The sequence below is a fragment of the Sphingobacterium zeae genome (assembly GCF_030818895.1).
GTDB lineage: Bacteria > Bacteroidota > Bacteroidia > Sphingobacteriales > Sphingobacteriaceae > Sphingobacterium > Sphingobacterium zeae.
Map to the genome: position 1 here is coordinate 4,508,213 of NZ_JAUTBA010000001.1, position 13,896 is coordinate 4,522,108.

A 13,896-nucleotide genomic window follows, 5' to 3' on the forward strand; every position below is an offset into this window, starting at 1 on the left:
TAAATAATCTGACAATAAAGATTTTGTCAAACCCATATTCCGCTGCAAAATACACCACTCGTTATTTAATAGAGAATATTGCTAAGACTGAGTTGTGGGGGAACTATCACAAAATCAACCATTCATCATAGTTAGCTACAATAGCACAGCATTTGATGACATGTTAAATCTTATTTTACGATAAAAGCTTAATTTCAACTCTTTATGTAATTTAATTCTTTCTTGTCTGATTAATAGCATCTGCAGGATTAAATTCAACCACAAGTTTTCGCATACGTCCCTTATCGCTAAAATGACGGCTTAGGTTAATTGATTTATCAAAAAAATCATTGTAATGAAATATTCTAACAGACTTACAATTATCATGGTCAAATATTTCTTTGAACATTGTTCGATCTGACAAACCACACGAATGTCCAATTATGAAAACTTGATAATGATCTAAATTCAAAAAACGCATTAAATTTCTGTAATTGGAAGTTTTGAGATAATGATAGGATTTAACATGCTCAAAAAGACTATTATTTTTCTGTTCTTCAAATTGTAAATACTCTTTATCATGTTCATCCCCAAAACCAAAAATGATCGGATTAATTGGATTTTTAAGTTCGCCATGAATATGGTTTATCGCATAAGAGTGGAATTTGTTTGTATTAAACTCATCTAATGATTCAACAGATAGCTCATAGTTGTCTTTTTCAGTATTAGCGATTTCTTTGTAATACTTTCTAAGCGTATTGGTATAGTTAAAATTCAACAGATACAATTTATATTGATTAAGCTTACCATTTTCATAAGTTGTGTTTCTGGCACTTTTTACATCCTCGTTATTGAATGCAGTATCAAAATCTGAGATGCTAAAATCTGATCGCATGGCTTCTATAAGCTCCGGAATAACTTCAATGCCTCGCTCTTCTTCGATCAATAAATACTCTTCAAGCTTTCCTTTTAGAAATTCAAAATTCTTATTTATTGTACGTATATAGTCTAAATCGTGAGCATGATTTGAATCATTATACTTCTTCAGTGCATCAAAATATTCTTGTTCTATATCTACCCAACCACACTCTAAGCATGAATCAATCAACCTCTTAAAAAAACTGCATTTAAAAACAACTTCATGTGATATGATTTTTGAAACTTCTTGAAATAGTTCTTTTGCATTACCTATGGTATCTAAATCATCATAAAAGCCAAAGTTTAAGTAAATATTTAAAAGCCCATTATCGTATAAATATCTACTGATACCTATATTGTTTGCTTTCGCTCGCAGGTCCATAAACCTGTAGTGCTCCAAAATTGATACATTAACCAATTCGTCTTCATAGAATTCTCCATTAGCATATATACCTGCACCATTAAAACAACTATCCAGGTACCAAAAAATAAAATCTTTATAACTGGTTCTTAACCCATGTGCCAGATCAAAACCGTTACCAACAAGTATTAATCTATTCATACTTTTTAATATTTCTGAAATAATTAAATGAGTCTCATCTATCAATTGCGCATTATGATTTTTCTAAACTAAAATCTTTATTTGCGGCTACAATTAGTTCTTGCTTGTGAACAAATGCCTGGCACTCTGATACAATTTTATCGACTAAATCATTGCTAAACAAAGGATTGACAAGATCAAAAACCTCCTTTTCACTAAAGTCAAAATTGGCATACCGGTTACCTAACAGCAATGTGTAATCTTCTTTAGATTTGCTTTCTTTGACCATTCCGATGCTGAAACCATTACTGTCGTTGCATACATAATATAAAACTTCATTTTTTCGAAATGATAAGCTAATTTTAGTTTTAATATTTCTATGTGTGAGGGCAGTAATCTGTTTATTTTCTATTTCAAACACTTCAACACCAAATGTACTTCCGATACGTTCTCTTAAGTTTGAAAAAAACTCATAGACGGTATGCCACTTAACATGCTTAAATTGCGCTAACACCAATTCAGCCTGATTGACACCTTCAATTTCCTTATTTATCCAAAAATTGTATCCTTCATCCAAATTTGCAGCAGTAATTATTTTTAAATCCTCGGCCAATTGAATATCATTCAAAAACTCTAAAGAAGCCTGTTTATATTGTATAATAGCCCTTTTTAGGTCGTTATCATCAACTAACTCACTAATACATCGTGTTAACCATTTCTGTATATGTTTTAAATGTTCTTTTCTGATAAGAAGATCTTTAACACACTGCGGAAATTTATCATAAAAAGAAGGAGGTCTGCCATCAATAGTTAAGTATAAAATATGAACAACTTTAAAACCCTTTGCTATCACTTTATTATAATACCTTGGGAGTTGAAACCTGTTGGGATCAGCATCCCGCATTTTCTCAGACTCCAATTCTAATTTATTACTATCCCCAGCAAATATCTTATTTTCAATTATGATGGCTTCTTTATGGGCATTTCGAATCAAAATATCAATATTATCCAATTCACTTTTTCCAACCTCGTCTGGTACTACAGTAGCTCCATCCAAACGGAAATTCGGCATTTCCAATTCCTCCAAAAAGAGTTCTAAAAATTTTGTACCTCGCCCATGAGTTCCCTGAGGATTTAGCAAAAAAGCGATAAAGCGTGAATGGAGATGTTTTTCCTCCGTCATTTTGAACATCGTCCTAAATACGTTGAACTGATTGTAATTGTTCAAACCGTGCTTAGCGGTTGTTTCGTTTATTTGATAAATAAAGTCTTTTTTTGTTTCCATAAATGATAATATATAGGATGGGGCTAATAATTAGCATTATCTAATCGAAATGCAAATCACTCCCAAATGCTTAATTTTAAATTTCTGCTCTGGAGTTTTACGAAGATTTGATATCAATTTCAAATCTAAACGAGTTCTGGCAGTACTATCAATCAATTAATCAATCAAATAAGCTTGGATTTCAGGATGAAACTCGACCAATTTCTCTCGCCACTTGCCCAGACTAATATATTTCGAAGGATGTTTAATGAAAATCAAATCTGTGTGGATATCTCCGTTTATTAAACTTGAAGTTTTGAGATAAGTTCTATTTATAAAATCATGCCGCGTAATCATTCTATTCACTTTCTCTCCATTAGCATATGTCTTATTAAAAGTGTTAGCAGGCGATGAACCCATGAAAATACATAGGTTTGGTCTTAAAACTTCAATAATTTTTTCAAAGCTCTTCCACCCTGTTAAAAAATCTGCTTTACTAGGTCTATCATGTTTTGTATTCAATGGTTTTTGGATAAAGTTGTAAAACGCGGCTTTATTCCAAACGCCAAACTCTTGGCGTTTCCAGTTAAATAACTTATTTATTTGCTGAAAGAATTTGATGTCATTATAATTTTGCATTTCCAACCCTAATTCTCCAACGATAACTCTCGTGAAGGATTTTTCTTTCCATATTTCTCTAAGATCATTGGGATCTTTATAATGGCTTTCACCAACAATTAGGATTTTAAAATCTGCGTTCGCATAGTGCTTTCCGATATATGGGTACCAAGCAATAGAATCGCTAATATTATCTAGTTCAATATCGTATTGGTCATTCATAATGAAATAGGATTTAAATGTTTTGTTTAGCAGCAATAATTCTGAGCTACCTGCTTAGTCTTAATACAGGTAAAATCGTTGGCATACAATTCGGAATCACGACAGGTTACTTCCACTGTCATTCCTTTCTCCATGACGGTCAAATTCGCCGCCAAAAGTAATAGTATAGAAATTGAAAATAGGCTCATGAAAATATTATGACTTGTGTAAAGTAATAAATATTTCTGTAGATAAAAAAATATACATTCATTTTTCGAAATAGAACCATTTTGGCGATGTCTGCGATGCCGGTGATATGCAGCAGCTATCGGATTTCTTTGTGTGGTATGCGGGGCTTCCCATACCACACAAGGTATTTGCTCATGGAAATCATGCCCTTCCCTTTGAATTGGAACCCCTGCGAAGCAAAAAATTGGTACCCGAAGGAATCCATTAGCTAAACGATTCTTCGGTTAGGGTCAATGGCATCCAAATCATAGGCATCAGTGGTTTTCCCTATTTTCACCCTGTGGATTGGATGTACAAGTTGATATCATGGTATCACACTATCCCCCATCGGGTATCTTGGACAATGGTTATAGCAGTACGGAAATCCGTGAGTTTGGGCTGGAGCGATCACCGAAGTACCATGTTTTTGGTCATAATCATGCGAGGTACGGTAAGATAAAGGTGAAGGCTATTCAGTTTATCAACGCTTCATTGTATAAGCTGCTGAAAGGAAAGGTGTCATTAAACTACACGATCCGCTCTAGCGCAATGAAGATCTGTAAACAAGGCGACCCCACTATCTTTCTACTAATTTTTCTACTTCTTCTTCTCCTAATCTTTCCCTAATCTTTTCCTAATCCTTTCCCTAGTCCTTTCCCTAAAACATTTACTCTTTCCCCTCTAAAACAGTCCAAAACCTATTGTACGAGCATTATAACTGTACATTCCTTTATGTTCTTCTCCTATTTCTTCTCCTTAAATTACCTAATCTTTCTACTATATTTATCTATTCCTTCTACTTAATTTTTCTGATTGAGCTCGACTCACCACGTTATCCCCGAGACAACTCGTTATTAAATAGATCATAAAAAAGCCACAACTCATGACGTGGCTTCACAACATATATATTTATTTAAGATGGCACTTATTTATACGAATTGATTGATTTGGATACTTTCCAGTCATCGCCCACGCGCTCCAAGGTAACTAGGTCTGTTTTGCTGAAATTCTCAAATTTTAAGGTTACTTTAGCGACCATAAAGTCAGCTGATTCTTCTAAGATGTCGGTGCTTACTGTACAGTTTAGCCTTTCGCCTTTTTGTTTTTTCAAGGATTTAACCACTTCGCTACGGCTGTTAGACTGCGCATTGGTAGCTTGGATCTTTTGATTAAAATCTGTCGCAAATAACTGCTCTACTCTGTTAATTCTCATTAGAATGCCCCCACTGATTCTCATTAAAATGCCCCCACTAATATGCAAAAATAATCATTCATTATCCTGATCATCTAAGATTTCGTTTTCCTGCTTTCGAGGGCGCCCTCTTCTAGTCCTTGCGGTATCTTCACCAGGAAAAAGATCCTGTAGTTCGATAAGATTTTTTACGCGATAGCTGTTCCCATTAAGTTTTACAATTGTTGCATGATGGACAATCCTATCTATAATAGCAGAAGCAATTACCCTGTCACCGAAGAGGTTTCCCCAGTCTTCAAAGTTTCGGTTTGTGGTGATGATCATAGACCCCGTTTCGTACCTCCTGCGAACGATCTCAAAGAAATCTTCCAGACTGTTCTGCGGCATTTTTTTGAAGCCCAGCTCATCAAGTATCAGCAGGTCAGGCTTTAGATAACGCTGCAATACGGACTGGTAACTTCCGTCTGCCCTTGATGCGAACAGTTTTTCGACCATTTCATTTGTGTGTGCAAACAGTACTTTTTTACCTCTTTTGACCGCTTCAAGCCCGATCGCATGGGCCAGGTGGGTTTTCCCGACACCGGGTTTCCCCATGAATATAGCATTGGAGCGCTGTTCTATGAACCGGCAGGAAGCCAGGTCAAATAATAGCCTTCTGTCCAGGTCCGGCTGGTAACTCAGGTCATAACTGTCCAGGATCTTTTGCGTATCCAGCCGGGATTCCTTTAGCCTGGACTGATAGCCATTGGACTGTCTTTTTACTATTTCATCTTCGATGAGCAGCTCCAGAAATTCAAGGTAGCTGATCTGTTTTTCCAGGGCATGCCTATTCCTCATTTCAAGGTTCTGGGCCATCGTGGCCAATTTTAGCTGGCGTAAATTTGCTAATAATGTTTCCATATTATTTATTTCAGTTTGTTAATCTGTCGTATAGTCCGAGTTCGTGTTCGTATTCGCTGGAATACACCATAGGAGACATTTCCTCGTAATTTTGCTTGTAAAGCTCGTTCTCGCAGATCCGTTTGACCTGCTGGTAGCTGAAGGCTCTGTAATGGAGCGCGCGCTTACATGACAGATCGATCTGCACGTCGGTAAACCGCTTTTTTAATTTAAGTATCCCGCGGGTCATCGGGCTCCAGTGGGTAGGCACCTCCGCCAGAAGATGTTCAAAGAAAAGCAGTGCAGAAGGTCCGATACTTCCCATTAGCCGCTTATATTCTTCTCTGCTGATATTCTTTTTATAATCCGGACGGTGTTCCTCCAGAGAAACGTACATGCCCATCTGTCCGCTTACCTGATGGAGTGCAATGCGGGTGCTGCCGTCAAATATTTTTAGGCAGGTACCGTTGCTTTCGAGCCTGACGGTTCTGCCCGCATAGGCAGCGGGCACCGAATAGTAATTATGGCGGTAGCTCACGTGTGCCAGCCGGGTGACTTTTCTGGATCCGACCTCCAGGATTTCATATCGCACCGGGGGCAATGCAAGCAGTGCATGCTTTTCATACTGTTCAAATACGGCAAGAGGGATACGGCGCGTGGTTCCGTGTACGCGCTTATTGCATGTCTCTTCGTTCCAGACCTTCAGCCCGCACAGCAGATCTTCATAGCCATTGCCATCGAAGCCCTTTAAAAAATTGTTTTTTACATATTTGATAGATGATTCAACTTTGCCCTTGTCCTGTGGACGGCGTGGCCTGCACGCAATTCCTGCACAGCTGTAGTAGGAAAGAAATTCAGAATACCTGCGCTGGAGCTCCGGTTCGTAAAGATCCGGAATGGTCACCCCAGATTTCAGGTTGTCAAGTTTGACAGTTCGCGGAACACCCCCAAAATACTCGAAAGCTTTGATATGGCAGTCCAGAAATTCGTCCACCCGCTGGCTGGTCACCAGTTTATAAAAGCTGTAACGGCTATGGGAGAGAACCATGGAAAACACCCATACTTTTACAGGGCGGCCATTCCTGCGGAAAGTACCCATATATCCGAAATCCACCTGCGCTTCTTCTCCCGGATCGCTGTGCAGCGGCACAAAAACCTCCTGCTTCTTTAATCTCTCGATACTTCTGGCGACACTGGGATAAGATATATCTAAACCGTGCTGCTCATGCAGGCGCTGGTGGATAAGTATAGCGCTCAGTCCCATCTCCTTATATACCTGAATGTCATCGAGATAATCGTCCAGCAGCTTTGGCCTTACCTGAGGCAAAGGTTCCTCTAGCCCACGCTCAAGGGCTTTCTGTATCCGGGAAACGGTCTTGCGGCACATCCCAAGTTCTGATGCTATCTCCCGTATCGATTTCCCGTGGGATAGCAGTGTTTTTATCGTATTATACATTGCCACTTTATACATAATGTCGGACTTTAATACTCCGACAAGTTAAACCTTAATTAAAAACTTAAGGTGGTGGCATTTTAGTGAGAATATATGGGGGTGTTTTAGTGAGAATTAACACTACTCCTGCTGATTCTCCCTCCGTAGTTACCGCAACATAGTGCGCTAAAGCGAAATCTGCGGTAGAAAGGTTAACGGTTGCTTTTGTTGCTTTTGCGCCAGGTCCTTCAGCTGCCATAGCGAAAGTTGATACTGCGATTAAAGCTGCTGCTGCGAATGTTTTTACTAAAGTTTTCATAATGTATTTTTTATTGTGTTAGTACTTTTGTTCTTATTTGTTGACTCAAAACTACAACACAATACGTCCTAAGCCTACGGGCTTTAGACCAACGATCGGGAAAACTCGGTGAATGACGGGAATGGGGAGGTGAAGAAAAAGTAGTCATCTCGGTAGTCTACCACAAATGCTATGCATAGCTTATCAATTGCTACTTCACTGCTTTTTCTCTATAAGAAGGTGGTATACAGTATTTAACCATTGATATAGAACAAACATTAGCGCATCCGTGTGGCCCAATCTTACAAAAAATCGTATTTGTGACTAAATATTTATTATTTTTTTGGAAACAATTCATATGGCTCAATGAGCGTATAAATTCCTATATAATCATCATACTGCAGAAATTTATTATTGATAAAACAATAATAACTTATGGAGATAATTTGAGACTTAGAATACCCGTCTCTAAGCCTCCAGCTGTTATTTTCGTTAGTAAAATATTCAAGAAGAAAATCTTTTAAATTATGACTTTGATAATAATGAGTTATCTGTTGATCTAATAAAACACAATCAGAAGCATTTAAAATACTAGAATCTTCTACGCTTTTTTTCTGATTCAAAGTTAAATCTAAAAATTTTTCATAAGACATATTTTTTTCATTTTCACGATAAATTCCCCACAAAGCAGGCTCATTTAGCATGGCAACTTTACCATCTTTGCATCTAACAAAAAAATCAATATCAAATCGTGAAGGAGTTGTTCTGTCATCGTGAGACATTTCATTAATTATCCTAGGATCAATATCTGCTGTTTTTGCATTTCTTGAACATGCACTTAACAACACAAAAACTATAATTGTATATCTAAACATAATTTATCCGCCCTTAATATCAGTGTCTTTAACCATTCTCCAACATTAGCAGTTTTTTTTAACCTATTGAAACAAGCTAGAGCTATCAAATAAAATAACAGCTTACAGTTTCTCAGAAAATCACAATTTGCTAGTTAAATCCCTTTTGCTCTCAAAACCTCAATCGCTTTATTGATAAATACTGATTTGTTTTCTAATGTAAATCGATAGCGTTCTTTAAAATTTCGGATGTTTTCAGGATAATCAAAGTCAACGATGATATCAGGACCTATACCTTCCCCAACATGATAAGATTTTCCTTTCCGGTCATGCAACAATGCTGTCATCAAATTAACGGAATAACCCTTATCCACATAATAGAGTTCATTGCTCGAAGTTAAACCATTCGTCTTTGTTCCGATTAAAGTAACATTCTTTTGTCCCAAGAAGTGGCTCGCAGTAATTTCGCCAGAACTTGCAGTGATATTTGAGACCAAGACAATAATGGGTATTTGGTTATTTTTAAGAGGTTGAGCTTGGACGGTATCGAATTTACAATATTTAGCTTCAATGCTATCGTCAATATATAATCCATTTTGGGGAATCTGAAATTTATCTATTAAAACCTCCTTGCCATCCTTATCTAAGGTTCCATCAAAATAAGAAAACGTTTGAGTTGTATCAATCAAGCTATGAAATGGGGTAACCATCGGTACAAAGGCGCCACCATCATTTTCAGTTAAGTCAATAATCCAGGCTTTCGGATGCCTTCCATCCAATTCACTTAACTGTTTTTGCAAAGTATCAATGTAACGTCTATGCTCTAAAAGTACACCAGGAACATTGATATATGCATATTTATCTTCAATTAAACGATGTCGAAAATTGAGCGGAGACATTCCTTCTTTCTCATAGGTCGTACTTGCGATCATTTTGATGAATGCCAGATTATCAGTTGTATCTTTAACACGACTAACACTGGAATGATGATCCTTTAATCCGGAAACTATTTCTTTAAACGTCGGCAACAATGAGTCTGTCTTATTTATATTCTTAACCTTTGTATTGGTCTCTATACGTAATCGATCAAAGTCGATTTTGCTCCGCATAAAAGAATGGACTTCCAACGTATCGATAAATTGATTCGTTAATTTGGTTACCTCTCTATTTTGAGCATGGCAAATATTTAAAATGGATAAACAAGCTATAAAAAAAAAGATCTTGTACATAAATTAGAAATTAATAATATATCAAAAATAAAAAAAAAAAGAACAGCAATTTTATTTAACTATTGTAAAAATAACATACTTAAAAAGCCACATCTAACGACGTAGCTTATAAACTTAAATAGATGATTCACTAGTGGTTTGTCTTTTTATGATTGGCAAACCACCAGTGATAAGGTACTATTTATACGAATTAATCGATTTGGATACTTTCCAGTCATTGCCCACTCGCTCCAAGGTAATTAAATCTGTTTTCGTAAAGTTCTCAAATTTTAAAGTCACTTTAGCGACCATATAATCAGCAGATTCTTCGATTATATCAGTGCTTACTGTACAGTTCAGCTTTTCGCCCTTTTGTTTTTTCAATAGTTTGACCATTTCGCTACGGCTATGATTTTGCGCGTTGGATGCTTGGATTTTTTGGCTGAAATCTTCGGCGAATAACTGCTCTACACCTGCTGATTCCCCCTCAGTGGTTACCGCAACATAGTGCGCTAAAGCGAAGTCAGCTGTGGAAAGGTTAACGCTTGCTTTTATTGCTTTTGCTCCAGGTCCTTCAGCTGCCATAGCGAAAGTAGATACTGCGAATAAAGCTGCTGCTGCGAATGTTTTTACTAAAGTTTTCATAATGTCTTTATTTTATTGTGTTAGTTCTGTTATTCTTATTTGTTGACTCAAAACTACGACACAATACGCTCCTAGCCTATCCGCTTTAGACCAACGATCAGTAAAACTCGGTAAGTGGAGGGAATGGGGAGGTAAGTCTGATTCGTGTCGACAGTAATTTAAAACATTCGACCATATTGATGCAAAAAGCCACATCTCACGACGTGGCTTCTAAACTAAACTTAAAACATATGAAATCTATAGTATTCTTCTATAGTCAAGCCTACCTTTTTACATAAGCTATGGACATATAACAAGAATAATTTGTATAATTACTGTGAAAAAAACTCGATAAATTCATTTTGAACTGAAAAGCCATAGTTATCCTCCGCTTTAATTCGGATCACTTTTATGCGATCACCATTTACTTTTTGCAACGGAAATTCCCAAAGATGACCAGAGGTCCGCTTTCGTAAAGGATTCGCAGTGCTACCTAAAGTGGGATAAATCTTATGATTATTTTTTTCGATGATATCGGATACAAAGGGATCTACACTTTTACTTTTCCGCATCTGGACCCATTCTCCATCATTTATCTGTACCATGACATTCGTACTATCTGCCGCTCCAAAAACATTTGCTAGCAATACGCCCGCTCTAACAGCAATATGCATTTGTTTTTTAGCATCCTGATCTACAGCTTTGAACTGAAACGAATAGCTATTGTTTTTAACATTAATCACAAAATACCCCCTTGGGCTACCGCACAGCATCCTGGCTTCCGGAACTCCTTTGGCATCCTTCTCTCCACGCCACCAATTACCACAGGTAGCACCAGCACCCAATTCCTGTATCGCTTTGTTATTAAAAAAATAACGATCCACCTGATGGGTATGTCCAGACAAAATCAATACATTTTTATAATCAGCCAACAGTTGAAGTACGTCCGTCCTATTATGTGTAAAAGCCATAGGAATATGCTGACTAAGTACTACTAAAGCATCTTTTGGAATATAGGAAAGATCATTTTTCAAAAATGTCAACTGATCATTAGTTAATCTCCCTTCATAAGAATTTTTGCCTGTAGGAAACACATTGTTTAACACAATAAAATGTACATGGCCATAATTGAAAGCATAATTATCAGCTCCAAATACTGTATTGAAACGGTCGTTCATATAATCTGGATTGGCAACGTTCCGGTCATGGTTGCCGACCATTGTGTAGGATGACATCGGCAGCGCATCGATCATTTTCCCTACATCAGGCAAAATCTCCATGTTATTGTTGACTAAATCTCCCAGAACGAGATTAAAATCAATATCCTTCCTTCCTATAAGTTCGGAAAATATACTTTTGGCAGCAAATCCCAATTCCTCCTGATCGCTCACCTGCACATCCCCTATGGCGGCAATATTGAATTCGAGAGGGATATTCTTCCTCTTTCTTAATGGTATATCAAACACCAAAGTATCGGGAATAGTATGATTAGGATTGAGGTAATATGCATTTGCATTTCCTATTTTCTTTTGCTTTGCCCATACATATTCAGATGGAGTGATAGAAAAAATGGATTGACCAATCTTAGCTTCAAAGCTATATGCTCCGGTTTTATCGGTGCTTATCACATCAATACCATTTGATACTCGTATTTTCGAAAGCCTTTTCTCTCCTTTATCCAAAAGGCCATTGTTATTTTTGTCTTCAAAAGCATGTCCTTCAATCCAGACTTTCTTAGCTACTGCTACTTGGGCTGTGACCTTTATTACAAAAAGTAATCCCAAGATCCAGATAATGCTTATTTTTTTAATCATATTGTTCATTGCTGATAGATGAGTCACGGTCAGATAATTTTATACATCCGACCGTGACCTGAACGATGTTATAATCCGGGAATATCGTATTTGAAAAGGGCAGCTTTGCTGTTTATCACTGTGATCAAATAAGGTATTCCTTGATTACTTATCTGCATCACAAATTTATTTCCATTTTCTGGTGAAACCTGCACTGCAGTATTCCAGTTTCCTGTAGCTTCATTGTAGGTGCAGACCTTTATTCCATTGATTGCGTCTCCGTATGCCAAGAAAATTCGACCGTCGGGGTGTATGCGGATCGCCACATTGTCGCGGTTTGCGGAGCTACTGGTCGTTTGGCTGATACCGTCGCCCAACTGTTTCCAACTGCTACCATTCCAGTGCATAACAAATGTTTTATAAGCCGGTGAATTGGACTGGTAAACCATATAAATTTGACCGTCTTCTTTTACGTCAAGATCAATACTGATACCTCCTGAATTTGACTCTGCAGGTCCGACAATAACATTCCCGACCAAATTCCATGCACCATTTTCTAATCGATATACAGAAGGTTTACGGCTTGCTGTACCGCTTGTTAAATCCATAACGACATAATACAATTTATCATCCCGTCCTCTAAACATTTTTGAAAACCATCCTGTAGTTGACTGTGCAAAGGACTGCCCCGTCCACTTCCCATTACGTAACGATTCAGCATATGTACCACGGCTAGGGTAAGGAGAAGACGCACGTGAGAACACATAACCTAGATAAGGCACATCATTTTCATCCAACTTTAACGTTAAATAATTCACCCTATTGAAAGATCCCTGCTGCTCGCCTACAAATGACCAGCTATTGTTCTCATACTTCATTAATGATGCATATTGTGCATTAGTTCCTGCCGTATAATCTCTAAATGCAACATATGGAATTCCTTGTTTCGAAAAATCTAACGAAATGTAATCGGCTCTTGTTGGCGTAAAGCCAGATCCATTCCCTAAAGTCTCCCATTGTTTGCTTTCACTGTTGAACGCGGTAATAAGCCCCTTTCGTAAATCATCTGTACTGCCTGAAAATTGAACGGACACATACGGCTGATTATTTATTGGATTAATTTCAAGCCCTGCCTCCGCAACATTGTTGATTTGTAAAAAGTCTGGAAGCTGCATCGCTGTCCACACAGGTGCTGTCAGCCTGCCTACCTGAACAACAAAATTTTCAGATGTCCCGCTTTCCAAATCCTGCAATGTCAGGGTTTGGGGATTGGAATAATCTAAAATGGTTTCCTTGCTTTTAAAATCTGCACCATTGGACTTCAGTACTGTGCCGTCGTTGACAGTATATCGGGCAACTAACTTGGTGATATCGGCATCTACAGGTAGGTCTACTTTGATATCAAGTTTGCTTATTGTAGCGGGATAATCGCGAAACAAATAATCTGGATTATCAGCTGCATAGAAACCAAAGGAAAGAATAGACCCCGACTTTTGTGCCGAAACGCTATATTCCGACATTCCGTTTGGTGTCACAAAACGGTAGACCGTTGCTTTGGAAAGATCGACGGCCGTAACCCCAGATTCCTGAATATTTTTCCCAACGTATGCGATCATTTTCTCCGACGTACCTTTAAAGGAAGGTACTGCTTTTGTAATATCGACAGAGTTGGGCACACGAATAGAAATATGCTGTCCTTCGATGGTACCATATACTGCATCTTTAAGTCCCGGATTGCTTGCTGGTTCAAAAGAAAAGGATTGCAACTGTACATTATCTGCAAGTAATGCATCCTGTTTGCATCCGAGAAGAAACAGACTAAAGATCATTGTGATCAATATTAAACAATAGTGTTTTTTCATCCCTA

Annotated in this window: 13 protein-coding genes; 1 reads left to right on the top strand and 12 read right to left on the bottom strand. The window is 37.6% G+C overall.

Annotated features, from left to right (window positions below):
- Positions 1 to 211: 211 nt before the first annotated feature.
- The 3 genes from QE382_RS18910 to QE382_RS18920 form a co-directional block, all read right to left on the bottom strand.
- Complete coding sequence (locus QE382_RS18910) at positions 212 to 1,459, bottom strand: AbiH family protein (protein WP_307187294.1); 1,248 nt, start codon at positions 1,457 to 1,459, stop codon at positions 212 to 214.
- Positions 1,460 to 1,511: 52 nt separating this feature from the next.
- Entirely contained in the window at positions 1,512 to 2,723 is a 1,212-nt protein-coding gene (locus QE382_RS18915; RefSeq protein WP_307187295.1) for a PD-(D/E)XK nuclease family protein, read from the bottom strand.
- Positions 2,724 to 2,879: 156 nt separating this feature from the next.
- Positions 2,880 to 3,542: a uracil-DNA glycosylase family protein gene (locus QE382_RS18920; RefSeq protein WP_307187296.1), complete on the bottom strand. Its 663-nt coding sequence runs from the start codon at positions 3,540 to 3,542 to the stop codon at positions 2,880 to 2,882.
- 534 nt (positions 3,543 to 4,076) lie between these two features.
- Here QE382_RS18920 and QE382_RS18925 point away from each other — a divergent pair.
- Positions 4,077 to 4,376, top strand: coding sequence for a metallophosphoesterase family protein (locus QE382_RS18925; protein WP_307187297.1), 300 nt, complete (start codon positions 4,077 to 4,079; stop codon positions 4,374 to 4,376).
- Between the two features lie 298 nt (positions 4,377 to 4,674).
- Here QE382_RS18925 and QE382_RS18930 read toward each other — a convergent pair whose 3' ends face one another.
- The 9 genes from QE382_RS18930 to QE382_RS18970 all read right to left on the bottom strand — a co-directional run bounded on the left by QE382_RS18930 (position 4,675) and on the right by QE382_RS18970 (position 13,891).
- Positions 4,675 to 4,962, bottom strand: coding sequence for a hypothetical protein (locus QE382_RS18930; protein ID WP_307187298.1), 288 nt, complete (start codon positions 4,960 to 4,962; stop codon positions 4,675 to 4,677).
- A gap of 54 nt (positions 4,963 to 5,016) precedes the next feature.
- Positions 5,017 to 5,841 carry an IS21-like element helper ATPase IstB gene (gene istB, locus QE382_RS18935; protein ID WP_307186718.1) on the bottom strand — a complete coding sequence of 275 codons (825 nt, stop codon included), beginning with the start codon at positions 5,839 to 5,841 and terminating at the stop codon, positions 5,017 to 5,019.
- 10 nt (positions 5,842 to 5,851) lie between these two features.
- Entirely contained in the window at positions 5,852 to 7,291 is a 1,440-nt protein-coding gene (gene istA, locus QE382_RS18940) for an IS21 family transposase (protein ID WP_307186717.1), read from the bottom strand.
- Between the two features lie 46 nt (positions 7,292 to 7,337).
- Entirely contained in the window at positions 7,338 to 7,571 is a 234-nt protein-coding gene (locus QE382_RS18945) for a hypothetical protein (protein ID WP_307187299.1), read from the bottom strand.
- A gap of 314 nt (positions 7,572 to 7,885) precedes the next feature.
- Entirely contained in the window at positions 7,886 to 8,425 is a 540-nt protein-coding gene (locus QE382_RS18950; protein ID WP_307187300.1) for a hypothetical protein, read from the bottom strand.
- A gap of 134 nt (positions 8,426 to 8,559) precedes the next feature.
- On the bottom strand, positions 8,560 to 9,633 hold the full coding sequence (locus tag QE382_RS18955) for a S41 family peptidase (protein ID WP_307187301.1): 1,074 nt from the start codon (positions 9,631 to 9,633) through the stop codon (positions 8,560 to 8,562).
- A 177-nt stretch (positions 9,634 to 9,810) separates the two neighbouring features.
- Positions 9,811 to 10,257: a nuclear transport factor 2 family protein gene (locus tag QE382_RS18960; protein ID WP_307187302.1), complete on the bottom strand. Its 447-nt coding sequence runs from the start codon at positions 10,255 to 10,257 to the stop codon at positions 9,811 to 9,813.
- Positions 10,258 to 10,568: 311 nt separating this feature from the next.
- Positions 10,569 to 12,050 (bottom strand): calcineurin-like phosphoesterase C-terminal domain-containing protein, encoded by a 1,482-nt coding sequence (locus QE382_RS18965; RefSeq protein WP_307187303.1) that lies wholly within the window; start codon positions 12,048 to 12,050, stop codon positions 10,569 to 10,571.
- 68 nt (positions 12,051 to 12,118) lie between these two features.
- The gene (locus QE382_RS18970) at positions 12,119 to 13,891 is read right to left on the bottom strand and encodes a hypothetical protein (RefSeq protein ID WP_307187304.1); all 1,773 of its coding nucleotides are present in this window, start codon (positions 13,889 to 13,891) and stop codon (positions 12,119 to 12,121) included.
- Between the last annotated feature and the right edge of the window lie 5 nt (positions 13,892 to 13,896).